17 protein-coding genes and 2 pseudogenes are annotated in these 24,868 nt (G+C 64.5%); 5 read left to right on the top strand and 14 right to left on the bottom strand.

The genetic code is table 11. The features are described 5' to 3' along the window. Nucleotides 1-330: 330 nt before the first annotated feature. Entirely contained in the window at nt 331-1,539 is a 1,209-nt protein-coding gene (locus APH28_RS20715) for a sugar MFS transporter (RefSeq protein WP_060512392.1), read from the top strand. Between the two features lie 228 nt (nt 1,540-1,767). Continuing rightward, a complete protein-coding gene (gene feaR / locus APH28_RS20710) occupies nt 1,768-2,664 on the top strand; it encodes a transcriptional regulator FeaR (RefSeq protein ID WP_060512391.1) in 897 nt (298 codons plus the stop codon). Between the two features lie 222 nt (nt 2,665-2,886). Here the strand turns inward: feaR and APH28_RS28895 are convergent. The 3 genes and pseudogenes from APH28_RS28895 to APH28_RS20695 form a co-directional block, all read right to left on the bottom strand. Continuing rightward, nucleotides 2,887-3,213 (bottom strand): annotated as a pseudogene (locus APH28_RS28895) (short-chain dehydrogenase); the annotation flags it as partial. A gap of 287 nt (nt 3,214-3,500) precedes the next feature. Further along, nucleotides 3,501-4,508, bottom strand: a complete 1,008-nt coding sequence (locus APH28_RS20700; protein WP_060512389.1) for a zinc-binding alcohol dehydrogenase family protein — start codon at nt 4,506-4,508, stop codon at nt 3,501-3,503. 201 nt (nt 4,509-4,709) lie between these two features. Further along, on the bottom strand, nt 4,710-5,633 hold the full coding sequence (locus tag APH28_RS20695) for an AraC family transcriptional regulator (RefSeq protein ID WP_060512388.1): 924 nt from the start codon (nt 5,631-5,633) through the stop codon (nt 4,710-4,712). 176 nt (nt 5,634-5,809) lie between these two features. Here APH28_RS20695 and APH28_RS20690 point away from each other — a divergent pair, with 176 nt between their 5' ends. Then, nucleotides 5,810-6,991, top strand: a complete 1,182-nt coding sequence (locus tag APH28_RS20690) for an MFS transporter (RefSeq protein WP_060512387.1) — start codon at nt 5,810-5,812, stop codon at nt 6,989-6,991. A gap of 73 nt (nt 6,992-7,064) precedes the next feature. On the opposite strand, the gene APH28_RS20685 is transcribed toward APH28_RS20690, so the two are convergent. Then, the gene (locus APH28_RS20685; RefSeq protein ID WP_060512386.1) at nt 7,065-8,648 is read right to left on the bottom strand and encodes a rhodanese-related sulfurtransferase; all 1,584 of its coding nucleotides are present in this window, start codon (nt 8,646-8,648) and stop codon (nt 7,065-7,067) included. After that, on the bottom strand, nt 8,645-9,253 hold the full coding sequence (locus APH28_RS20680; RefSeq protein ID WP_060512385.1) for a cysteine dioxygenase: 609 nt from the start codon (nt 9,251-9,253) through the stop codon (nt 8,645-8,647). Before APH28_RS20680 ends, APH28_RS20685 begins: the two co-directional genes overlap by 4 nt. A gap of 297 nt (nt 9,254-9,550) precedes the next feature. On the opposite strand from APH28_RS20680, the gene APH28_RS20675 reads away from it, so the two are divergent. Next, nucleotides 9,551-10,489, top strand: a complete 939-nt coding sequence (locus APH28_RS20675; protein ID WP_060512384.1) for an ABC transporter substrate-binding protein — start codon at nt 9,551-9,553, stop codon at nt 10,487-10,489. 54 nt (nt 10,490-10,543) lie between these two features. Further along, nucleotides 10,544-11,863 (top strand): LLM class flavin-dependent oxidoreductase, encoded by a 1,320-nt coding sequence (locus APH28_RS20670; RefSeq protein ID WP_060512383.1) that lies wholly within the window; start codon nt 10,544-10,546, stop codon nt 11,861-11,863. A gap of 34 nt (nt 11,864-11,897) precedes the next feature. Here the strand turns inward: APH28_RS20670 and APH28_RS20665 are convergent, their stop codons facing one another. From APH28_RS20665 to APH28_RS20625, 9 genes and pseudogenes are all read right to left on the bottom strand, one after another. Beyond that, nucleotides 11,898-14,309 carry a TonB-dependent siderophore receptor gene (locus tag APH28_RS20665; RefSeq protein ID WP_060512382.1) on the bottom strand — a complete coding sequence of 804 codons (2,412 nt, stop codon included), beginning with the start codon at nt 14,307-14,309 and terminating at the stop codon, nt 11,898-11,900. A gap of 34 nt (nt 14,310-14,343) precedes the next feature. Then, nucleotides 14,344-14,838 carry a RidA family protein gene (locus APH28_RS20660; protein WP_060512381.1) on the bottom strand — a complete coding sequence of 165 codons (495 nt, stop codon included), beginning with the start codon at nt 14,836-14,838 and terminating at the stop codon, nt 14,344-14,346. A 17-nt stretch (nt 14,839-14,855) separates the two neighbouring features. Further along, nucleotides 14,856-16,418, bottom strand: a complete 1,563-nt coding sequence (locus APH28_RS20655) for an FAD-dependent oxidoreductase (protein WP_060512380.1) — start codon at nt 16,416-16,418, stop codon at nt 14,856-14,858. Between the two features lie 358 nt (nt 16,419-16,776). Then, nucleotides 16,777-17,877: pseudogene (locus APH28_RS20650) on the bottom strand (LLM class flavin-dependent oxidoreductase). Between the two features lie 31 nt (nt 17,878-17,908). After that, entirely contained in the window at nt 17,909-19,243 is a 1,335-nt protein-coding gene (locus tag APH28_RS20645) for an LLM class flavin-dependent oxidoreductase (RefSeq protein WP_060512379.1), read from the bottom strand. A gap of 492 nt (nt 19,244-19,735) precedes the next feature. Further along, the gene (locus APH28_RS20640; protein ID WP_060512378.1) at nt 19,736-21,355 is read right to left on the bottom strand and encodes an ABC transporter ATP-binding protein; all 1,620 of its coding nucleotides are present in this window, start codon (nt 21,353-21,355) and stop codon (nt 19,736-19,738) included. Further along, nucleotides 21,352-22,245 carry an ABC transporter permease gene (locus APH28_RS20635; protein WP_060512377.1) on the bottom strand — a complete coding sequence of 298 codons (894 nt, stop codon included), beginning with the start codon at nt 22,243-22,245 and terminating at the stop codon, nt 21,352-21,354. Before APH28_RS20635 ends, APH28_RS20640 begins: the two co-directional genes overlap by 4 nt. Before the next feature lies 1 nt (nt 22,246). Then, complete coding sequence (locus APH28_RS20630) at nt 22,247-23,197, bottom strand: ABC transporter permease (RefSeq protein ID WP_060512376.1); 951 nt, start codon at nt 23,195-23,197, stop codon at nt 22,247-22,249. Further along, complete coding sequence (locus APH28_RS20625; protein WP_060512375.1) at nt 23,194-24,813, bottom strand: ABC transporter substrate-binding protein; 1,620 nt, start codon at nt 24,811-24,813, stop codon at nt 23,194-23,196. Before APH28_RS20625 ends, APH28_RS20630 begins: the two co-directional genes overlap by 4 nt. Nucleotides 24,814-24,868: the final 55 nt, after the last annotated feature.

Below are 24,868 nucleotides of genomic sequence, written 5' to 3'. Positions count from 1 at the left end.
CATCTCGGGGCGGAGGAAGAGGGCCGGCTGCGAAGGTCGCTGCCGACGGCGCCGATCTTAGGAACCCATCAGGGCGGGCGGCTATCCCGAATTGGTCAGGAATGACGGGGTGTCTGCGGCCCTATTGATCCGCGCTCTCTAGCCTGAGGCTTTGCGCGTTTTCAGCGGATTTTTGGCGACGGCTGCGCTGGCAGCCATGACCAAAAGCCCGGCAAAGGCGTACATGCCGCCGGCCTTCGGGCGTTGCACACTGGGGGCGTTACAAGGCATCAGCCAGGGACGGTCGTGTCACACCGCTGTACACCCGCACTTCCCATCCAGGATCAATCCATGAAAACAACAACATCCCATCCGATTGACAAGACTTCCGTGTACATCTGCGCTGGCCTGGTTTCCGCTGGCGGGGCGCTGCTGCTCAATGTGTTGCCGGTGCTGTTCGGCGCCCTGGCCGAGCAGTTCGGTTATGGCGAGCAGCAACTGGGCAGCCTGGCCATGGCCATGAACCTCGGTTTCGGTGTGCTCGGCCTGGCCTCGCTGCTGTGGATCCAGCGCCTGAGCTGGCGGGTGATTTCTACCCTGTCGTCGGTGCTGGTAGCGGTTGCGCTGGCCGGCATGCTGGGTAACCCCACGTACGAAACGCTGATGCTGCTCATGGCCCTGGCGGGGGCCGGTACCGGTGCGTTGTATGCCCTGGCGATGACCATTTTCGGCGACAGCGCGCAACCTGAGCGCGCTTTCGGCTTCAAGCTGGGCATGGAGACCGTGCCCGGCGCCTTGCTGCTGATTGTGCTGCCGGTCGCGGTGGCGCCGCTGTGGGGCTTTCAGGGCATGCTGGTGACGCTGGTGATCAGCCTGCTGCTGATGGGCGTAGCGCCTTTGCCGTGGGTACCGAGTCGCAGCACACGGCAGCTGGAAGCACGCGCTGGCGGGGCGCCGGTGTGCCGCGAGAGCCGGACCATCGCCTGGCTGAGCCTGCTTGCCAGCCTAGTGTTCCTGACCGGCATCATGTCGGTATGGGCGTTCCTGGAACTGATGGGCAAGAAGAGCGGCCTGGCTTCGGACACCATCGGCTCGGTGCTGGCGTTGGGCTTCATCGTCAATGCCGGCGGCGGCTTCATCGCCTCGTCGATCGGCCTGAAGGCTGGGCGCTTCCTGCCGGTGGCCGTGATCATCGCGGCCGAGGTGGCGGGCCTGGTGCTGTTGGCGCAGTTCGACTCGCTGACCACCTATGTGGCCGGGGTGATGTGCTTCCTGTTCTCGATCAGCTTCGTGCTGGCCTATACCTTCGGCGTGATGGCCGAGTTCGACCTGTCGGGCCGCCTGGTGGCCCTGGGCGCGTTGTGCCTGTCGATCGGCGCGGCGGTGGGGCCGGCAGTCGGTGGCCTGCTGATCGAAGCCTACGGCTACACCGCGGTGCTGCTGTTCTCCGGTGCCTGCTCGATCAGCGTGCTGGCGATTTACGGTGCTGCCGTATTGCGTTCGCAGCAGGCGGGTAAACGCGAGTCGATTAGCGGCGCGGTGACTTTACCGAAGCTGTGAGGGATGCAGCCTGGTTAGAGAAAGCTGAAGTTCGTAGTGGTTGGAAATCAAGCATGACTCCTTGATAAAAGGCCCAGACCTTCCCCGCATGGCAACGCCGCTCCGGCCTCAAGCCGCGATGGGCAATGTGGCACGGTATGTGCTTGCGCTATTAAATTCCGTCTTTTTGTTACCCAAAATCACGTGAAAATTGCACTAATATGGCGCGTGCTTAGCTAGAGGTGGACCATGAACGGTCAAGCGATGTCTGTCTGGAACGCGAGTGTCCACGCAGTATGCGGGCGCTTCGAAACGCGCTACGACCAGTGCCAGAGCCTTTTCATCGGCGATCTGCGCCCCTCGCTGCTGGGCACCACGCAGGTTGCTCACATCCGTAGTAATGCCCATGCAATTGCCCGTTCAGGGCGCGAGGCTGCGCGTGACGGCGATTCACATTGTTTCCTTGTGTTACAGCAGCAAGGGGAAATGTCCATCGAACTGGGCGACCGGGTGATGGACCTGCGCGAAGGCGACATGGCCTTGCTGGACTCGGCGCAGGCCATGAAGATGGTGCCTCGTGGGTTGTTCTCCCACGTGTCCATCCACGTGCCTCGTGAGCGCCTGAAAAACCTGGACGCCAGCCGTTTCGGCAAGCTTTCCACCGCCGGCGCCTGCGGCCAGTTGCTGGCGACGCTGGTGCGCCAGGTGGCCGAGGGCGAACTCGAACAGTGGGCTTGCCCGGAGGACGGCGACGGGCTGCAGGCGGCGCTGGTGGGGCTGCTTGGTTCGGTGCTGGAATACCGGGCGCGCGACAGTTCGCCCGGCCTGCATTTGCACGAAGTGCAGTCGCTGATCCTGCAACGCCTGGACTCGCCACGCCTGACGCCGGTAGCCCTGGCTGAAGAACTGGGCATTTCCAGCCGCCAGCTGTATCGCCTGTTCGAAGCCAGCGGCGACAGCGTCTGCCGCTACATCCTGCGCGAGCGGTTGCTCAAGGCCGCCCAGGACCTGCGCAACCCGTCCTGTGGGCACCGTTCGATCACCGACATTGGCGCCCGCTGGGGCTTCGCCGACTCCGCCCATTTCTCCAAGTCCTTCAAAAAACAGCTGGGCATGACACCGCGCAGCTATCGCAGCCAAGGTTAAATCAACAGGTTGCAGCGCTGGCTAACAATGGCCTCAGCGGCGCCTGCGTTGTGCATGGGTAATGACCAACCCGGTCAGGAAGCCGATAACGGCCGCACTCAGCATTAACGGTACCGTGTCCTTCTGGGTAAGGCCGACCGCGTCCATGCGTTGCCGCGCACTGGGTGGGGCGAGCAGATCTTCGGAAGGCTGCACCGTGTAGCGGTTGCGGTTCAACGCCGCATCGGTGGGCGATTGGTCAGCAGCCTGAGCGTTGTCAACCGTGGCGCTGACTTCCAGCCTGGACAGCTTCAAGACTGTTTCATCCACCAGGGTCAGTGTCAGGTCACGGATGTGTCCTGCTACGCGATCAGGAAAGACCGGTTCGCCTGCAGCATCGAGGTTGTCGTAAATGAACCGGTCACCCTCCAGCCAACCTACGGCAGTCAGCAACTCGGGGCCGAGGTAGTATTTTCCATCGAGAAAGAAACCTGGAAACTGATGAGCACGTTCCACGTTCTCTACGGCGTAACGCTCACCGGTCTTCATGCCTGTTGTTGGATCAATCATGACCACGACCTCCTTATTGTGTGTATAGGCATGGAGGCTCGGCGGAGCAGGGCTGTTCCAAGGCACTGACCAGTGGGCTTGAACCCATTGCCAATGGCCTGGCATCGTGAGAATTCCAAGACCGGAACTCGTTTTCGAGCAAGCGGGTCATCACCATAAGGAAGCCCATGCCAGCGTTCAGGATGTCGCCCAGCAAGGTGCGTGGTGATCAGTGTCCACCAGCACTGGCTGGATGGGCTGGTGAACGCTGTTCTCACCGCAGTGCGGGTTCGACGCTGAAATTACGATCAGAAATTTTCCAGCACGATCTTGCCCCGAGCCTTACCGCTTTCAATCACCGCATGGGCGCGCTTGAGGTTGTCGGCGTTGATCGCACCGAAATGCTCGCCGAGGGTGGTCTTGAGAACCCCTTCATCGACCAGTTGCGAAATACGGTCGAGCAGTTGGTGCTGCTTGATCATGTCCTCGGTCTGGTACAGCGAACGCGTGAACATCAGCTCCCAGTGCAACGACAGCGACTTGCGCTTGAGTGGCATGACATCCAACTGCGCGGGATCGTCGATCAGTGCGAGCTTGCCTTGTGGACGGAGCACTTCAACCAGCTGGGCAAGGTAGGTGTCGGTGTGCGTCAGGCTGATCACATAGTCGACTGGCTCGAGCTTGAGCGCTTTGAGTTGAAGGGGGATCGGCTGGGAATGGTCGATGACATGATGGGCGCCCAGTTCTTTCACCCAGCCTTGGGTTTCAGACCGTGAGGCAGTGCCGATGACGGTCAGCTGCGTGAGCTTGCTGGCAAGCTGAATCAGGATTGAACCGACACCACCGGCAGCTCCAACCACCAGAAGGCTCTGACCCTTGCCTGCATTTTCGTCAATGCCCAGGCGGTCGAACAGCAACTCCCATGCGGTGATCGAGGTCAGCGGCAAGGCTGCAGCGCTGGCGTTATCCAGGCTCCGGGGCTTGTGCCCAACGATGCGTTCATCGACTACGTGAAGCTCGCTGTAGGTGCCAGGGCGATCAATGGCGCCGGCGTAGAACACCTCATCGCCCGGTTGGAACAATGTCACGTCAGCGCCTACCTCGCGGACGACGCCGACAGCATCCCAGCCAAGCACCTGCGGCTGCTCACCCCCACGGCTTGCACGGATTTTAGTGTCCACCGGGTTTACGGCAATTGCCTTGACCTCAACCAGCAGATCCCGGGCACCCGGTTTGGGCGTAGGCAACTCGGCGTCGTAGAGCGCTTGCGGGTCTTGGATAGGCAAACCGGGTTGGGTGTAAACGACGGCCTTCATGAGCGCTGACTCCAGAGTCTGAAAAGTGGTTGCAGGCTATTCGTTTCGATTCATTCAAAAAATAGCCTGAATGAAGTAAGACTTTGTCTCCTGTGGTGAAAATAGATGTAGGCAAGCGCGACGGTGGGCGCCTGCAACAAGACTAGCCAGAAACCTTTGCCGTGTTTCGCCAGATGCTTCTGCAAAGAGTAAGTGAAGAGGTCAGTCGCTACTGGCGCCACGGCGCAAATCGGCGATGTCGCGTTTCGGCGGCGTGCCAAACTGGCGGCCGTACTCACGGCTGAATTGCGACGGGCTTTCGTAACCCACCTTGAAGCCCGCAGTGGCGGCGTCAAGGTTTTCATTGAGCATCAGCCGCTTCGCCTCATTGAGCCGGATCCATTTCTGGTACTGCAACGGGCTCATTGCCGTCAGCTGCCGGAAATGTTGATGAAATGTCGACGTCCCCATCTGCACGCGTGACGCCAGATCCTCCACGCGCAGCGGCGACGCATAGTTGAGCTTGATCCAGTCGATAGCCTTGGCTATGCGATGCCCTTTGCTGCCGACAGAGGCGATGTGGCGCAGCAGCGGCGCCTGGTCGCTCATGAGCAGGCGGTAGTGGATCTCTCGTTGGATCAATGGCCAGAGCACTGGAATGGCCTCGGGCTCTTCAAGCAGCTCGACGAGCCGCCCGAAGCTGGCCAGAAGTTGCGGGGTCAAGGTGCCCACGCCCGCGCTGCCTTCTACAGGCTTGCCTGCGGCAGGTAACCGCACATCCTGCGCTATTAGCTCCGCCAGCGTCCGCAGGTCGAGCTTGAACACAAGCCCCAGGCACGGCGCGTCCGGGGACGCTGCTGTCACTGAGGAGTGCGCCGGCAGATTCAGCGATGTGATCAGGAAACGTTCCGCGTTGTAGGGGTAGCCATCCCCCCCAATCACCATTTCCTTGGCCCCCTGTGCCACCAGGACCACGCTCGGCTCCACCATGCAGGTCACAGGTGGGCAAGGTACATCGCGTCGGTAGACGGCGAGATCATCGATTCTCGTCCTGAAATCACCGGGCGTTGGCGTGTGCAGGGCGATGATGCTGCGCAGCGACTGCAAGGGTGCAGCATCGGTAGGGTCAGCGATCGGCGCGTTCATGGCTCGTTATCCCGTTCATTCTGGAAAAACTCTAAGCCTCTGCACTTGGCGCTGTCCATCACGTTGGACAGCCACTTGGACGATCAGGCAAGAAAACCGGCAGATTGCTCTACTGATCCTGATTTTCGGGCTGGGATGATGGCAATCCGTTGCCTTTGTCAGATTCGAGAATACTTATGAGTAGCACAGTCCTGTCAGCCCCGCGTGCCAGCCGCCACGTCTGGGGCGCCGTCCTGGCAATGTCCCTTTGTGCCTTTGCGCTGGTTGCGTCCGAATTTCTACCCGTGAGCCTGCTTACGCCTATCGCCTCGGACCTGTCGCTGACAGAGGGTCAGGCCGGGCAGGCCATTGCCATCTCGGGCTTTTTCGCCGTGATCACCAGCTTGTTGCTGGCATCGATGACCCAGGGCGTTGATCGCAAGCCCGTCCTGTTGGGCACCACAGCCTTGATGCTGGTTTCAGGTGCGCTCGTCGCCTTTGCTCCGAACTACACCGTGTTGATGTTGGGGCGGGCAATACTGGGCGTTGCGATTGGCGGTTACTGGTCAATGTCGACTGCCGTGATGATGCGCATCGCCCCTGACGCGCTTGTGCCCAGGGCCATTGCCGTGATGCAGGGGGGGACTGCTTTGGCCACGGCCGTCGCTGCGCCGGTAGGCAGCTATCTGGGTGGTGTAATCGGCTGGCGGGGCGCGTTCTTCTGTGTCGTGCCGCTCGCCGTACTGGCATTGATCTGGCAAGCATTCACATTGCCATCGATGCCGAGTGAGCGAACGACGGGTGCTGCCACTGGATCTCTGCGGCTGCTGACAAACGCCAAGGTTGCGCTTGGTATGGCCGCGGTTGGGTTCCTGTTCATGGGGCAGTTCACACTGTTCACCTACTTGCGGCCCTTCCTGGAAACGGTCACCCAAGTGGACGTGCCGACACTTTCGTTACTTCTGCTGATCATCGGTGTTGCAGGGTTGCTCGGCACGATGATGGTCGGATCGCTCGTAGGTCGGCATCTGCCCAGGGTACTGCTTGGCATTCCACTGTTGATGGCGGCCATTGCCTTCGCAGTGATCGCTACGGGTTCCTGGCTGGTTCCGACGGCGGTGCTGTTGGGCGCCTGGGGTCTGATTGCCACATGTGCGCCCGTTGGGTGGTTCACCTGGCTCGCCAGGATGCTGCCTGAAGATGCCGAAGCGGGGGGCGGCCTGATGGTTGCGGTGATTCAATTGGCGATCACCTTGGGCGCTACTCTGGGTGGGGTGCTCTACGACCATATGGGTTATCAGGCGACGTTCATCGCCAGTGGTGTGATGCTCTTGGCTGCAACGGCTTTGACCATGCGGGTTGGGGGCAAAGCGCCGTGAGCCACGTGCTGGGCGGTGGAACCACTCCGGGCCACGTGGACGCGCGGCTATCATCGTTGTCGCGTGGTCAGGTTCAGAGCACCTTGAACCCATGGGTGCCGTCGCGCTCCAGTTGCGCAATCAGGCCGAATTCCCAGTCCAGGTAGCCTTGCATGGCCTCGCGCGGGTTGTCCGTGCCCTCGTAGGGGCGTCGGTAGCGGTCGCTACGTGGCACGGTAAGGTGGCGCTCGCCGCTTTCCAGCGCTTGCCCGGCAGCGATCCAGCGGGTGGTGCCGCCTTCGAGCAGGTACACCGGGGTGCGGGTCAGGGCCTGCAGGTCTTGGGCGGCGAAGCGTGCCAGCAGGCTGCTGCCGCAGGTCAGCACGTAACGGCTGGCCTGCGGCAGGCGCTCCAGTGCTTCAGCCAGCTGCGCACGGATCGCCCAATGGGCGCCTGGGATATGACGCTTGACGTAATTGGCGCTGGTGGTGAAATCGAGCAGCACAGTGCCTTGCGCTTCCAGCCAGCTGGCCAGTTGTTCGACGGTGACCTCGCGGGCCTCGGGCAATGCCGGCAGTTGCGGCTGCCAGTCGCCGCTGGCGCTGAAGTCCGCCGTGGTCAGGCCGTCGAGTACCGCCACCTGCCAGCCCATCTGAGCCAGCCACGAAGCGCTCATGTTGGCGCGCACACCGTCGTCGTCCACCAGCACGATGCGCGCCCCGCGCACGCTGGCGAAATGGTCGGTTTCCTGCACCAGTTGCCCGCCGGGCACCGGACGGCTACCAGGTAGGTGGCCGGCGCTGTATTCCTCAGGCGTGCGCACATCAAACAGGTAGGTGGTGCGGGACGTTTCGGCCTGCCAGTTGGCCAGCCCGGCACGGTCGAGGCGCAGCACACCGGCGCGCTCGGCCACGCGGTGGGCCTGCTGTGCGGCGTTGGCACGGGTCGTGTCACTGACGCTGGCGAAGCGGCGCGCCTGGCCGTGGGCCAGTTGCTGGCCGGCGAGGGTCCAGCCAATGGTGCCGTTGCGCAGGGCTGCCACCGGGTTGGGGATGCCGGCGTTGACCAGGGATTGGGTGCCGATGATGCTGCGGGTGCGCCCGGCGCAGTTGACGATCACTTGGGTAGCCGGGTCTGGTGCCAGCTCGGCCACGCGCAGCACCAGCTCGGCGCCAGGTACGCTGATGCCGCCGGGAATGCTCATGGTCTGGTATTCGTCGAAGCGGCGGGCGTCGAGCACCACCACGTTGGCCTTGTCATCCAGCAGCGCCTGCACCTGCTCAGCGGCGAGCGACGGGGTATGGCGTACGCTCTCGACCAGTTCGCCGAAGGCCTTGCTCGGCACGTTGACATCGCGGAACAGCTCGCCACCGGCCGCGCGCCAGCCCGCAAGGCCGCCTTCGAGCACGGCCACGTCGCTGTAGCCCAGGGCCAACAGGCGTTGTGCCGCGACGGCCGCGAGGCCTTCACCGTCGTCGTAGACGGTGATGGCGGTATCACGCCGCGGTACCCGGTCGAACACTTCAAGCTCCAGTTTCGACAAGGGAATGTTGGCCGCGAACAGCGGGTGGTCCTGGGCGAACGGGTCTTCCTCGCGCACGTCGATCAAGGCCAGTTCTTCCCGGGCCAGCAAGGCACGGCGGATGTCGTGGTAACGGCGGGTAGTGACGGTGCTCATTGGGCAGGGCTCTCTTTGGACAGGTCCCAGATGTTGGGCAGGCGGGTATTGGAATAGCCGGAGATAAACGGTTTTTCGCTGCCGTCCGCGGCGTATACCGCGCGTTTAACCGCACCGATGTTGCCGCCATAGACGTGGATGCTGATCGAAACCTGGTCGGCGAACGCATTGCTGACCTGGTGGATGTCGCCGATACGCGGCGATACCGCTTCCACCTGGCCGGGCGCCAGGCGTACCGCCGGGCCCTCCGGTGTCAGCCCGCCGTTGGCGTCACGGGCGAAGCCTTGGGCAAGCTCGGCACCGCGCAGCATGCCGATCAGGCCCCAGACCCGGTGGTCGTGGATGGGGGTTTGCTGCCCAGGGCCCCAGACGAAGCTCACCACCGAGAACCGCTGACGCGAATCGCAGTGCAGCAGGTACTGCTGGTAGCGCTGCGGGTCGGGCTGGGCGAGGTCGTCTGGCAGCCAGTCATCATGGGCGACCAGTTCGGCCAGCAAGCGCTGGCCATGGTCGAGGAGGGTCGCTTCATCGGGTTGCTGATCGAGCAGCCCGGCAAGGCGGTCGATGAAACGGCGCAAGCGCTCCGGGCGCGGGTTCTGGCTCATGGTTCAGGCTCGGCTTACAGGTTTCAGTTAACCCTAACAAACCTGGAATCTATTCGCAAAATGCAAAATGATAATAAGCTAATATGCAAATAATGCATTTACAGCTGCGCGGTTATGTTTTGAAATGGCGTTACCCTGAAGGCATGAGGATATGCCTATTGTGCATTTCACAGGCCTCAGTACTCGCTATAGATTATAAAAAACTAAAAGCTAATGCCTTCGGGCTATAAATAATTCAAGACGAGACCGCACGCGCGGATCGCCTCACATGCCCCGAACGGGTATCTGGAGACGAACGTGCGCTACATCAAACACTTGGCCGCCACGCTGCTGGCCACCACTTTCAGCCTTGCCGCCGCCGCTCAGACCCTGGTGGTCGGCGACCAGAGCTACAACGCCCGCGCGGTGATGGAAGCGGCCGGGGTGCTCGACGACCTGCCTTATACGCTGGAATGGAAGCAGTTCACCGCAGGCTCGCCCGTGGCCGAGGCGCTCAATGTCGGCAGCCTCGACATCGGCCTGCTGGGCGATGCGCCGCCGCTGTTCCTGGGTGCCCTGGGGGCGCCAATCAAGGTGATCGCGGTCAGCCGGCAGAATCTGCAAGGCGTGGCCATCCTGGCGCGCAAGGACTCCGGCATTAACAGCCTGCAGGACCTGCGTGGCAAGCGCGCAGCGATCTGGAAAGGGTCGTGGAGCCAGCAATTGCTGTTCAGCGCCCTGGACCAGGCCGGGGTACCTCGCGATGCGCTGGAACTGCGTTATCTCAGCGCACTGGACGCCTCCCACGCCCTGGACGGGGGTTCGGTGGACGTGATCGCCACCTGGGAACCTTACGTGACCCAACAGGAGCGCCAGGGCGCCCGCGTGCTGGCCACCGCTGAAGGGGTGATCCCGGCGCAGAGCTTCGTGGTGGCCAACAGCACGTCGGTGGAGCAAAAGCGTGCCCAGATCGCTGACTTCCTGCAGCGCCTGAAAAAGGCCCGTGACTGGACCCTGAGCGCCCCGGCCAACACCGAGGCCTACGCCGATGCCTGGGCTCAGCGTACCCGCGCAGACGGCGACATTGCCCGCGCCTGGTTCGCCCGCGCGCGTACCGACCTGGCACCGTTGAACCCGCAGGTCCTTGTCGATGCACAGAAGACCGTGGACTTCTTCGCCGGGCTTGGGCTGATCAAGGCGTACCCGGCCGCGAACCTGTTCGACACCTCGTTTGGCGCGGCCATCAGCGGCAACTGAAACGCCAGCTTCCCGCGCCTGCAAACGAGCGCATCCACCGATCAGGACTTAACCATGCGTAAACGACAGATCAAACTCGGTGCCCTGACCATGGGCTGTGGTGGCCCGGGCCGGCACAACCTGTGGCTCGACCCCGAATTGCCCGCCGATGCCAGCGTCAATATCGACTGGTACATCGACATCGCCCGCCAGGCGGAAGCTGCGCTGTTCGACCTGATATTCATCGTCGACAGCCAGTTCATCACGCCCGGCTCGCCCTCGCATTACCTCAACCGTCTGGAGCCGCTGACCCTGCTTTCAGCGCTGGCGGTCAGCACCCGCCATATCGGCCTGGTCGGCACCCTGACGACCTCGTATAACGCGCCGTTCAACGTCGCCCGCCGGCTCGCCTCGCTGGACCTGATCAGCAAGGGCCGCGCCGGCTGGAACGTGGTCACCAGCGGTGATGCCGGCACCGCCGGCAACTACGGGCTGGACGAGCACTACGACTACGACACCCGTTACGCCCGCGCCCAGGAGCATGTGCAGGTGGTGCAGGGGCTGTGGCATTCGTATGAAGACGATGCGTTCCCCCGCGATCGGGCCAGCGGCCGTTTCCTCGACCCGGCCAAACTGCATGATCTCGCGCACAAGGGCGAGCACTTTTCCGTCGTCGGGCCGTTGAACATCCAGCGCTCGCCACAGGGCCAGCCGGTGATCTTCCAGGCCGGTGACTCCGAGCAGGGTCGAGACCTGGGCGCGGCCACCGCCGACGTGGTGTTCACCCATGCCGCCAGCATTGAACAAGGCCAGGCGTTCTACCGCGACATCAAGGGCCGCGCCGCACGTTTGGGGCGTGATCCGGAGCAGGTGCTGGTGTTGCCGGGGGCGGAAATCTACGTGGGCGACACCGATGAGCACGCCCGCGAGATCGAACGTCACTACCACCAGGCTGACCACAGTTTCGAACTGGCGTTGAAAGAGTTCGGGCGCAATTTCGGCTGGCATGACTTCAGCCAGTACGACCTCGACGCGCCGTTCCCGCAGCAGAGCCTGGAATACGCCCGCAGCAGCTTCTTCACCAACGCCAAGCGCATCGCCGACCAGGCCCGGGACAAGGGCTTCAGCCTGCGCCAGGCGGTCGAGTTCGGCCGTCAGTTACGGCCCGGGGCGTTTGTGGGGTCGGCTGAAACGGTGGCGGCGAAGATGGCCGAGTGGTTCGAGTCCAGGGCGTTGGACGGGTTCAATATCTACATCGGGCATCCGGGGCAGTTCCGCCGGTTTACCGAGGAGGTGGTGCCATTGCTGCAGGAACGTGGGGTTTACCGTACGGCCTATGAAGGCAGCACGTTGCGCGAGAGCCTGGGGTTGCCGCTTCCGCGGTTCAGCCAGTAAATCACCGGGGGCCGCGTTGCGGCCCCCGGCCATCTCAGAAGTTGTACGTCAGCCTCCCGAAGTAGTATCCCCCGGTGAAACCATACGGCGAATAGGCGCCATACCCTTTGGTCATGGTCTTGCTGCTCGGCGCCTGGCGCTCGGGGTACACATCGAACAGGTTGCGTGCGCCGATCGCCAGTTCCAAATCCTTGGTCAACTGGTAACCCACATCCAGGTCGGTGATCCAGCGTGCCTTGTATTCGCGGTCCAGCGAACGGTCATTGGCGGCGTTCACTTCGCGCCATGAGCCGTAGCGGGTCAGCCCCAGGTTGACCCGGTAGCGGTCCAGGCGCCAGTTGCCGCCGAGGATCAGCTTGGTGTGCGGCTGCACATCGGTGAGGAAATTGCGCGCTTGGCGGTTCATCAGCTCGTAAGAGGTGCCGAGGATGTTCACGCTGTCCTTGTAGGCGAGGATCTCGGTGTCGTTCCAGTTGAAGGCTGCCGTCCATTTGACAGTGCCGGCGCTGCCCAGGTCATGGTCGTAGCTGCCCACCAGATCCAGGCCTTTGGTACGGGTGTCGGCGCCGTTGGTAAAGTACTGGCCGCCCGAGGTCGAGTCGATGCCGTTGGCCAGCAGGGTCTGGGTCACCTCCGAGCCAAGCAGCGTGCCGGTGAGGGTGATGCGGTCGCGTACGTTGATCAGGTAGGCGTCGGCGGTGAAGGCCAGGCGCTCGCTGGGTTGCCAGGTCAGGCCGAGGCTGTAGTTGGTCGACTTTTCCGGCTTCAGGGGTTCGGCGCCCAAGGCCTGGGCAGCGGCCGAGTCCACCGGCAGCACGCCATAGTTGATCGACTGGTACACGCCGTCGACAACGCCGTAGGTGGTGGAGCGGGCGCTGAACAGGCTGTTGGCCAGTGACGGCGCACGGAAGCCGTTGCTCACCGTGGCCCGCACCGCCAGCTCCGGGGTCAGCTCGTAGCGGCTGGTCAGCTTGCCGCTGCGGGTGGCGCCGATGCCGCGATCGTAATGCTCATAGCGCAGGGCCGCACCCCAGTACCATTGCGGCAGTGGGTTGAAACCGACATCCACATAACCCGCGTAACTGTTGCGGCTGGCGCTGTCGGCCTCGGCGGGGGAAATACCGTTGGTGACCTGGGCACCGGACGCGGCGCAGTTACCGGGCGCCGCGCAGTAGCCGCCGTCCGCCCAGCTGGCCCAGTCGCCGGCCTGTACCTGGTAGGTGTCGCGCCGTTGCTCCAGGCCCCAGGAGAAGTCCAGTGGCTTGGCCAGCCCCACCTCGAAGCTGCGGTGCAGGTCGAGGTTGCTGGTCAGCTGCGAGCTGACCCAGGTACCGGATTCGAAATGGTTGGGCGTGGCCTCGCCCAGCGACGGGTTCTGGTTGTTCCAGGTGCCTTGTTTGGCCTGGTTGCGCCCGTAGGTGCTGGACAGGTCCCAGTCCCAGTCGCCGGCCAGGCCCCTGGCACCGAATGCCGCCTGGTAATCGTATTCCTCGATGTACCAGGTGGGCGTGTAGCCGGACGGGCGACCGTTGGGGCCGGTGGTGATGGTGTTGACGATGGTCGGCAGGCGGAAGTTCTGACCTTGCTCGGCCTTGCGGTACGACCAGGTGCTGAACGAATACAGGGTGAGGTCATCTTCCAGCGGCAGCTCGGCGTTGTAACCCAGGGTCAGCAGGTTGATCTTCGGTGTGCCATAGCCGCCGTAGGTGACCTTGCCCGCACGGTCCAGTGCTTCGGCCTGGCTGTAGCCGTTGGCGCTGGCCTTGTTGTCGTCGTTCTGGCTGCGGGCGTCGAGCGCCAGCTGAAGGACGCCGTCGCGGCCGATCTCGAAGCCTTTGTTGAGGCTTTGCTGCACGGTCTGTTTCTTGCCGTCGTAACCCTGGCCGACGTTGCTCACCGCAGTACCGCTGGTGTCGGCTTTGAGGATCACGTTGATCACCCCGGCGATGGCGTCGGAGCCATACTGGGCTGCCGCCCCGTCACGCAGCACTTCGACATGGTCGATGGCGCTGATCGGGATCAGGTCGAGGTCGCTGGGCGCAGCACCGGCGTTGATGCCGCTGATGTTCAGGGTGGCGCTGGTGTGGCGGCGTTTGCCGTTCACCAGCACCAGCACCTGGGCCGCATTGAGCCCGCGCAGGCTTGGCGCGCGGGCCATGCCGCTGGCGTCCCAGCCGGTCTTTTCCGGCAGGGTCAGCGACGGCACGCTGGCACTGAGGGCCTCCATCAGGCCGGGCTTGCCGGTTTCCTGCAGCTGCTTGGCGCTGATCACGTCGATGGGCACCGGGCTGCTGGTGACGGTGCGCTTTTCGCTGCCACGGTTGCCGGTGACGATCACTGTACCGAGGGCCTGGACGGCGGATTCTTCGGCCAAGGTCGGTGCGGTGTGCAACCCGGCGACCAGGGCCACGCTGAAAAACGGGGCAGATTTTAACGCTTGCTTCATGCACGCAGTTCCTTGTCTGGCAGGGCGGGCGCGCTTACGGCGCCTTGGCCGCGATCGCGTCGATTTCCACCAGCGCGCCGGGCAGCGGCAGGGCCACCACCTGTATGGCGGTACGGGTCGGGGTACGGGGTTGTTCGGCAGTGGCGAAGAATTCGCTGTAGGCCGCTTGCAGCCCGGCGAAGTCGAGGGCGCCGCCGTTGGCCGGGTCACCCACCAGGAACACCCGCAGCTGGACGATATCGCCCAGGTCCAGGCCCTGGCTGCGCAATACCGTGCGCAGCTTGTTCAGCACCGAGCGGGCCTGGGTTTCGGTGTTGCCCAGCGCGGCGATGCTGCCCTTGGGCGCCTTGGGGTCGGCGACGTCCGGCAAGGTGCCGCTGACGAAGGTCAGCTGGCTGCCGGCCGGTACCGTGACCAGTTGCGAGATGGGGAAATTCGAGCCGGCGGGTGCGACCCGCTTGATGCCGTCGGCGTGGGCAGTGAGGGTCAGCGACATGAGTACTCCGGCAAGCAGAAGAAGACGAGGCATGGGAGGTTCCTTGCAGGTCAGGCGGCGGCGCCGCGGGTGGAATGGCTGGCATGGCGAGCGATCAGGCCCACCACCCGGCGGGCGGATTCGGCGGCGCTGTTCTGCCAGATGCCGACCCCGCCATGGGCCAGGGCATCGCTGGCCAGCCAGGTGCGGCCCTGGGGTTGGTTGAGCACGTCGTAGCCAGGCTGGGCAACTTCGTCGTGAACGATCCATGGCGCTTCGCTGAACGGGATCTTCGACCAGTTCACCACCACCGGCCGGCCCAGCTTGTGGCTGTGGCCGGGGTGCAGCGATTCCACCGCCTGGCGCGACGAGGCGATCTGTGCCTGCAGCGATTTGCCAGCGAACTGCTGGGCTACGGCGCCAGTGTTGTAGGTAGCTACCAGCACGCCCTGGGCGCTGTTGAGGTGGTCGCTGGGGTACCACAGGGTGCGCGCCTCGTGGTTGATGTAGCTGAGCCCGCCGTAAATCTGGAAGTCGGTTTCCCAAAAGCGCGGTGACTGCCAGGCGACTTTGTTGGCTTTGTCGCCTTCGGCGCTGGCGATGGCTTGCTTGAACGGCGCATTGAAGTTGTTCGGCAGTTTCGCCAGCAGCGGCAGGGGCAGGGTGACGATGGCGTAATCGGCCTGTTCCACGTGTTGCTTGCCGCTTTTGCGGTCGCGCCATACCACCTTGGCACCTTGCTCGCCGGTCTCCACCCCCAGCACCTCGGCGCCCAGGCGCACGCTGTCCTTGACCTGGCGGTAGAAGGCCTTGGGGATCTGGTCCATGCCGCCCACCGGCTGGAACATGGTCGAGGAAAATTCGGGTATTTCGTCGAACACCAGTGGCAGCAACAGGTTGCTGTCCAGCAGCTGGTCCAGCGGTACCGGCTGACGCTGCACCGGCGTCTGGTCGCCGGCACCGGCAAAGCGTGTGTAACCGGCGCGCACCGAACCGCGATATTGCTGCTGGCTGTCGAGGTCGCCATAGACCTTGAGAAACTCCAGCAAGGCCTTGCGCTGGCCGCTGTCGAGCTCGGCATCGAGGCTGTTGCGGCTGACGCTGCGCGCCAGCAGTTCGCTGAAGTGACCGCGGGTGTCGTTGACCGCCTGGCGCAGCAGCAGCGGTGGGCGGGCAAGGTCGGGCTGGGCCAGGGCGTTGCGGCTGCTATTGACCAGCACCTGCAGCTCCACGCCCAGCTCGCGGCAATAGCCGAGGATGGTCAGGTGGTGGCTGGGCAGGCGTGCGGCGCCCGCGTTGAAGAAGTGGCCCGGGTCGAACTCGACGGTTTGTGCGCTGCCGTCATTGTGTTCGATACGGTCACCGTGGCGCAGGGTCCAGACCCGGCCGCCGACGCGCTCGCGGGCTTCGAGGACGGTGACGGAAAAGCCGGCCTTGCGCAGCTCGTAGGCCGATACCAGGCCGGAAATACCGGCGCCGACAATCACCACGCGCTTGCCGTTGCCACCGTTGGCGGCCAGTTGCAGGGGTTCGAAGGTGGCGGCCAGGGCATTGTTGCCCAGTGCGCCCAGGGCCGCCGAGTAGCCGCCAATGGCGGCGAGGCGGGTGATCAGATCTCTACGGGACAATCCCATGTCGCGTGCTCCGAGAAGGTAAGGTCCGGATGTGCGCAACGGGTGGGCTGCCCTGGAGAAGGGCTCGACGGCGGCTGGCACAATCCATTTGCCTCCGCCATGTTGGGGGTCGGTAAGTAGAACCTAATGGACTTTCAACAAGGTGTGAAAGTCTTTTTGGTTCTAACTTAATTATGTAATGTAAGAATAATTAGTAGGCTGTTAAATGCGCAAAGTTAATTTTTTGGTGTAAATAGAACGCCGCCTGCGCGGCGCATCGCGAGCTGCGCTCGCGCCTACGAAGGGGGCGTATATACCCCGGTAGGCGCGAGCGCTCGCGATGCGCCGCGCAGGCGGCGCTTGGGCAGGCGAAGGGGATCTAGGCCGAGCGGGTCGTGCGTTGTGCCTCCCGTTGCTCAACGCGCTGGCGAATCTGCGGAATCAGCGACTGCCCGTACTCCACGGCATCACGCAGCTGGTCGAAACCACGGAACAGGAAGGTGCTCACCCCCAACTCGTAGTACGCCAGTGCAGCCTCGGCCACCTGCTCCGGGGTGCCCACCAGCGAGGTGGAATTGCCGGCGCCACCGCCCAAGGCCGCGATTTCGGTCCACAGCCGGGTGTCATGCACCTTGCGTTAGCTGGCCAGCTGGACCAGGCGCTCGGAGCCGATATTGCTCTTGCCGAAGTTCTTCTCGCGCCGGTTGCCCTGGCGTATGCCGATGCGCTGCTGGGCGTCGGCCAGGATGCGCTCGGCGCGGGCCCAGGCTTCGTCCTCGGTGGCCCCCAGGATCGGCCGCAACGACAGGCTGAAACGGATGTGTTTTTCCCGCCCGTAGCGGGCGGCGGCCTTACGCACCTGGGCGATGCGTTCGCGCACCTGCTCCAGCGGCTCACCCCACATCATGTACACGTCGGCGTGCTTCGCCGCGACCTCTACCGCAGCGTCCGAGGCGCCGGAGAAGTACACCGGCAACTGGCCCACCGGCTTGACCAGAGTCAGGTTGTCTTCGACCCGATAGTGCGCGCCGTGGTGGTCGAACGGTTGCTGTTGCGTCCAGGTGTTGCGCAGCACATCCAGGTATTCGTCGGTGCGGGCGTAGCGGGCATCTTTGTCGAGGAAGTCGCCGTCACGTTGCAGGTCGCCGCTGTCGCCGCCGGTGATCACGTTGATCGAGGCGCGGCCGCCGCTGAGCTGATCGAGGGTGGCGAACTGCCGGGCGGCGAAGGTGGGTGCCTGGAAACCGGGGCGGTGGGCCACCAGCAGGCCGATGCGTTCGGTGAGCGCGGCGACATAGCTGGCCAGGATCATCGAGTCGGGCGCGCTGGTGTTGACCGCCAGCAAGGCTTTGTCGAAACCGCCATATTCCTGGGCCTGGGCGAAGGCCTTGATGAACGCCAGGTCAACCAGCGGGCCGCGTGGGGCCTGTGATTCGCTGCTTTCCTGGGGGCCGATGAGGCCGATGAATTCGAGGCTCATGCAGTGGAACTCCTTTTCAATCGGGGCGTTTTCAGGCGACAGCGGCCTGTTCGCGACGCAGGGTGTTGCGGTTGGTCGGTACGCTCAGGCCAAAATTGTCGCGCAGGGTGTTGCCGGTGTATTCGCTGCGCGTCAGGCCGCGGGCCTGCAGCAGGGGCACCACCAGCTCGGTGAAGTACTGCAGGCCGTCGGGCAGCAGCGAGTTGATGATGAAGCCGTCGGCGGCTTCGTTGTCGAACCACTTCTGCAAGGCATCGGCAACCTGCTCCGGGGTACCGGTGAAGTCCCGCCGAGGTCGCGAGAAGCGCAGCGCCACCGCGCGCAGGCTCAGGCCCTCGTCGCGCGCCAGTTGCTTGAGCTGGTCGGCGGTGCCCTTGTGGCTGTTGTCGCCCAGCGTGCCCAGGTCGGGGAACGGCGCATCCAGGTCATGCTGGCTGAAGTCATAGTCGTTGAACGGGCGGCCGAGGGCGACCAACGCGTCCTCGATGCTCACCAGCTCGACTGCCTGCTGGTAGCGGCGCTCGACTTCCGCTTCGTCGCGGCCGACGATGGGGCGGATGCCCGGCAGGATGAACAGCGCCTGAGGGTTGCGGCCATGGGCTGCGGCGCGTTGCTTGAGGTCCTGATAATAGGCTTGGGCATCGCTGAACGACTCGGGGTTGACGAAGATCGCATCGGCATTCTGCGCAGCAAAATTTCGGCCGTCCTCCGAGACGCCGGCCTGGAAGATCAGTGGCTGGCCCTGGGGCGAGCGCTGGATGTTGAGCGGGCCTTTGACCTTGAAGAACTCGCCCTGGTGGCCGAGTGTGTGCAGCTTGGCCGGGTCGAAGAATTCGCCGCTCTGCTTGTTGCGGGTAAAGGCGTCGTCTTCCCACGAGTCCCACAGGCCCTGGACCACCTCGACGTGCTCGCGGGCGATGCGATAGCGCACCGCGTGCGCCGGGTGCTCGGCCTTGCCGAAGTTGTCGGCGGTGCCCGACAGCCACGAGGTGACCACGTTCCAGCCGGCACGGCCGCCGCTGATCAGGTCGAGGGAGGCGAACTGGCGGGCGACCTGGAAGGGCTCGGTGTAGCTGACCGTGACCGTGGCCACCAGGCCGATGTGCTCGGTGACGGCCGCCAGTGCCGAGAGGATGGTCAGTGGCTCGAAGCGGTTGAGGTAGTGAGGGCTGGAGCGGGCGTGGATGTGCAGGCTGTCGGCGATGAAGGCGAAGTCGAACCTGGCGGCTTCGGCCAGTTGCGCCTGTTGCTTGTAGAAACCGAAGTTGACGCTGGCATCGGCCAGTGCCTCGGGGTGGCGCCATTCGCCCCAGCCGTGACCGACGCCGTGGATCATGGCGCCGAGGTGGATCTGTCGCTTGCTCATGGATGATACCTGTGGGTTTAGGTCGGTGTGGACGGCCTCCGCCAGGTGTGGGGTCGGACTGTTGATGGCGACGTTAGCGCGCGGTGGTGGGGGTTGTGAAAGGCTTTGTGGTTCTAAGCTAATTATGCGGGATGGTTATTTAGTGTTTTGTTTAATATGTTCTATGTGGATTTTGTGTTGGGGGCGATGGGTCCGACGATAGAGTTTTTGCGCCTGTGAGATCGAGCGCCGCCCGCGCGGCGCTTCGCGGGGCAAGCCCGCTCCTACATCTGTTTCGGGCCAGTATCTCCTGCCACCATTGCCGCGCGTACCCTTGGCACATGACACGATATTGCGTCGTACCAACAAGGGACCGCGCGCCAATGGAAACAGGAATAATTGGCCCGAAACAGATGTAGGAGCGGGCTTGCCCCGCGAAGCGCCGCGCGGGCGGCGCTCGATCTCACAGGCGCTAAAAATGCCAAGGCGAACACCGCAAACTACACGCCCCCGCTAGACGGCCACCGGCAGCACACTGCGCGAATGCCCGGGTATCGCCGCAATCAGTTCGCGCGTGTAGGCGTTGGCCGGCTCGCTGAACACCTGCACCGCCGGCCCTTGCTCGACCACCTGCCCGCGCCGTAGCACCAGCACCTGGTCGGCCATGCTCGCCACCACTGCCAAGTCATGGGAGACCAGCACATAGGCCATCCCCAACTCCTGCTGCAGCGCGTTCAGCAGCGCCAGAATCTGTGCCTGCACCGACACGTCCAGTGCACTCACCGGCTCATCGAGCAGCAGCACCTCGGGCTCCAGGGCCAATGCCCGCGCTATCGCCACCCGCTGGCGCTGGCCGCCGGACAGTTCCCGCGGCAGACGGTCGAGGAAGTGAACCGGCAACTGCACCCGGGCGATCAGTTCGCGGGCCTTGCGCTCCAGTGCCTCGCCCTTGAGCAGGCCGAACGACACCAGCGGTTCAACGATGCTGTCGAACACCGTGAAGCGGGGGTCGAGTGCGGCAAACGGATTCTGCTGCACCAGCTGGATGCGCCGGCGCAGCGGGCGGAATTGCCGCCAGCTGTATCCGCTGACCTCTTCGCCGGCAAATTCGACGTGCCCCTGGCTGGGGTTCTCCAGCCCCAAGGCAATGCGTAGCGCAGTACTTTTGCCTGAGCCTGACTCGCCAACGATCGCCAGGGTCTGCCCGGCCTGCACCTCCAGACTCACACCGTGCAGTGCGATGAAGTCGCCATCCTGCCCAGGTAGCGCAAAGCGTTTGCCGACGTTGCTCAGGCGCAACAGCGGCGCCTGCTTCGGCACGCCAGCTGGCCGTTGCCGCGGCACGAAGGCGGGCGCTGCGTTGAGCAGGTCGCGTGTATAGGGCTGCTGCGCGCCCCAGAGGATCTGCCGGGGCGAGGCCTGTTCCACGAGCTGGCCCTGTTTCATCACCAGCAGGCGGTCGGCACGGTCGCAGGCCATGCCCAGATCGTGGGTGATGATCAGCAGCGAGATGCCGCGTTCGGCTACCAGTTGCTGCAGGTGGTCGAGAATGCGTCGCTGCACGGTCACGTCCAGCGCACTGGTCGGCTCGTCGGCGATGATCAGCCGCGGCTGGCCGGCCAGGGCGATGGCGATCAGCACCCGCTGGCGCATGCCCCCGGACAGCTCGTGGGGATACTGGCGGGCCCGCAGCGCCGGGTCGTCCAGGCCAACCTGGGCTAGCAGCTCCAGCACCTCGGCGGCCACTGTCGGGTAGCGCCGGCCACGGGCCAGCACCAGCGCTTCGGCAATCTGTTGGCCAATTTGCAGGGTCGGGTTGAGGCTGACCATCGGGTCTTGCGGCACCAGGCCGATGGTGCGCCCGCGCAGCTGGCGTTTGGCCCGCTCGCTGGCACGGGTCACCTCGATGCCGTCGACCCACAACTGGCCCTGGTCGATGCGCGCATTGCCCGGCAGCAGGCCGAGCAGGGCGCTGGCCAAGGTCGACTTGCCCGAACCCGACTCGCCGACGATGGCCAGGGTCTCGCCCTGGGCCAGGCTGAACGACAGTTGCTTCAGGGCGTGCGTGCGTTGCCCGGCAAAGCCATAGCTGACACTCAGGTCACGCACTTCGATCAACGCAGGCTGGCTCATCGGGCTTGCTCCTCGGCGCTGCGCGCCAGGTGGTTGAGGCTGAACACCACCGCGACCACGAACAGCCCCGGCAGCAGCGATACCCAGGGGGCAGTGATCAGAAAGTGCCGGCCGTTGGCGATCAGCGTGCCCCATTCCGCAGCCGGCGGCGCTGCGCCGAAGCCGAGAAAACTCAGCCCGGCGGTGGCCAGGATCGCCGCGCCGAAGTCCAGGGTCGCGAGCACGGCCACCGGGCCCCAGGCGTTGGGCAGCACATGGCGCAGCAGTGTACGTGCCCAGCTGGCACCGCCCAGCCGCGCGGCCTCGACATAGGGCAGGGTCTTGATGCGCAGCACTTCGGCGCGGGTGGTACGGGCGAACCCCGGAATGATGCCGACGCCCACGGCGACGGCAACCGGCACTGTGCCGAAACCGATGGCGGTGACGATGGCCAGGGCCAGCAGCAGCCCGGGCAGGGCCAGCAGCACGTCGATCAGGCGCATCAGCGCCGCGTCGACGCGCCCGCCGGCAAAACCGGCCAGCACGCCCAGGCCAAGGCCGCCGACCAGCGCAATGGCCACGGCCAACAGGGCAGCCAGCACCGACAGGCGAGCACCGTACACCACCCGGGTGTACAGGTCGCGGCCCAGCTCGTCGGTGCCGAACCAGTGCGCTGCGCCGGGCGCACTGAGTTTGGCGGCCGGCGCGGTAGCGTACGGGTCGAAACTGGTCAGCCAGTGGGGGACCAGCGCGCTCAGCAGGGCGAACAGCACGATCAGCAGGGCCAGGCTGAAGCCTGGGCGGCGTAGCAGCGGCACCAGCGCCTGCTGCGCGCGCTGCAGGCGCGTGCGCCGTTGCCAGGTCGTGGCCGGCAGCGCTTCATGGGCGATGCGGGTAAGGTCGATGGTCATCTCAGCTCACCTTGGTGGCGTGGGTAATGCGGGGGTCGAGGTAGGGGTAGAGCAGGTCGACGATCAGGTTGACCACCACGAAGGCGGCGGCCGACACCGCAACGATCGCCAGCACCACCGGGATGTCCTGGCGCAGCACGGCTTCCTGGGCCAGGCGGCCGACGCCATTGCGCGAAAAGATGGTCTCCACCAGGACCGCGCCGGACACCGTGTTGCCCACCTGCAGGCCGACCAGGGTCAGCAGCGGCAGGGCCGCGTTGCGCAAGCCATGGCGCGCCTGCACCTGCGCCCGGCTCAGGCCCTTGGCAAACGCGGTGGTGATGTACGGCTCTTGCCACACCCCCTGAAAACCCCGCTGCAGCACCTGGGCGTATACGGCGGCGCTGGGGATCGCCAGGGTGATTGCCGGCAGTATCAGGCTGGCCAGGCCCTGGCTGCCCGTGGCCGGGAACCAGCCCAGGGCGAAGGCGAACACCTGGATCAGCAGCAGCCCCATCCAGAACACCGGCACCGAAAAGCCCAGCGAGGGCAGGCGCGCCAGCGCGGTCTTCAGCGGTCGCCATTGCACGTAGGCGGTCAGGTAGGCCAGGCCGACCCCGGCCAGCAGCGACAGCACGATCGCCGCACCAGCCAGCGCCAGGGTCTGCGGCAGGCGCTCGGCCAACAGCGCGGTGACCGGCCGGCCGAGCGACAGCGACTGGCCAAGGTCACCGTGCAGGGCGCGCCACAGCAGGTCGAAGTACTGTTCGAACAGGCCCTTGTCCAGCCCGTAGTAAGCACGGGCCTTGGCCAGGTCCTCGGGCGACAGGCCGTCGGCCTCCATGCCCGAAGCGCTGAGCATGATCGCCAGGGTGTCGCCGGGCAGCAGGTAGAGGATGAAATAGGTGATGGTGTAGGCGCCCCACAGCACCAGCAGCGCCTGGCCCAATCGGCCGATCAGGTAGCGTTTCATGGCTGCTCGACCTGGATGTCGCTGAGCAAGGCGAAACCTTCAGCGGTCCAGCGGAAGTCCTTGACCCGCGGCGCGGTGGCGGCCTGCCACACCCGTTCGTAGAGCGGGAACGCCGAGGCTTCGTCGACCAGCAGGTCCTGCAATTGGCCGTAGGCCTGGGCCCGCTGGGGATCGGCGGTGGCGGTGATGCCATGGTCGAACAGCGCCTGGGCGGTGGCCAGGGTGTGTGGCTCGTAGGTGTTGGTGGCGACCGTGGCGCTGTTGGCTGCGCGCGGGTCGAGGATGGTCTGCAGGATAATCGGGTCGGCGCGGGTCATGTAGGTCGAAGTCAGGTCGTAGCTGCCTGCCGCGTTGCCGGCCACCCATTCGGCGCGGGTCAGCACGTTCAGCTTGAGCTCGATGCCGACCTTGCGCAGCTGGTCCTGCACCAGCACGTCACCGGCACTTTCGGCGGGGGTCAGGTTGTAGCGCAGGGTCAGGCGCTGGCCATTCTTGTGCCGGTAACCATCCTCGCCCTTGTGCCAGCCCGCAGCGTCGAGCAGCTGCTCGGCGCCCTGGGGGTCGTAGGCGAGCTTGCCGGCCTGGGGCTTGAAGTAGGGGGTGGTCACGTCATACACGCCGCTAACCACCGGGAATTCGGCGTTGTATACGGTGTGCGCGTAACTGGTGCGGTCGATGGCCTTTTGCAGCGCCAGGCGCACCTGGCGGTCGCCCAGCAGTCGGCCGTTGCGGGTGTTGGGGTAGAGGTTCAGGGCTGGGCCTGGCAACGAACGGCTCTGCAGTGTTGCACCCTTGGCCTGGAACAGCTTGAGGTCGACTTCCGAGAACGGGTTGCGCGGCCACAGGATATCGGCCTTGCCCTGCAGGAACAGGCCGTTGCGCACGCTTTCTTCGGGGATGTAGCTGACTTCCACGGCGTCCAGGTGCGCCGGGCCCTGGTTGCGCACGTTGGCCGAGGGCCAGGCGTAGTCGGCGCGCTTGACCAGGCGCGCGCCGACTTCCGGCGTGTAATGTTCGAGTACGAACGGGCCGGTACCGATGATCTTGCCCAGCGAGCGTTCCTGAGCCGTCAGCTGGTAGGACGCGGGGGCGAGGATGGCCAGGTTGGTGGTCGAGGTGGCTTGCAGAAAGCCAGCGTTGGGTTTTGCCAGGACCAGCCGCACGGTGAAATCGTCCAGCACTTCGGCGTGGTCGTAGCCGGCCAGGTAGGTAGCGCCGAACGTGGCCGGCAGCTGGGTGGCGAAGGCCTTGTTGCTGTCGAAGGCGGTTTTCACCGCGTGGGCGTCGAAACGTTCGCCGTTGCTGAAAGTCACGTCCTGGCGCAGGTGGAAGGTGTAGCTCAAGGCATCGGCACCGACCTCCCAGCTTTTTGCCAGCCAAGGGATGATGCGGCCGCTCTCCGGGTCCTGGTCAGTGAGCGATTCGGCGACGTTGCGCAGCAGCACGCGGTGTTCCAGCCAGTAGACCTGGAAGGGGTCGACGCTGACCAGGGTGGTGTTGTCCCCCCAGAAGGCGATATTAAGGGTTTTGCTGGTGCTGCTGTTGTCGGCGGGCGAGCAGGCGGTGAGGGCCAGGGCCAGGGAGCCGATGGCGAACAGGCGGCGCAGTGGGGGCATGGGGTGGTCCTTCATCAAAGTGGGGGCTGCTGTTCCGGTCTTTTCGCAGAACAGC

It is taken from the genome of Pseudomonas sp. NBRC 111124 (assembly GCF_001320245.1).
Lineage (GTDB): Bacteria > Pseudomonadota > Gammaproteobacteria > Pseudomonadales > Pseudomonadaceae > Aquipseudomonas.
This window is presented reverse-complemented; position numbering and strand designations above follow the sequence as displayed.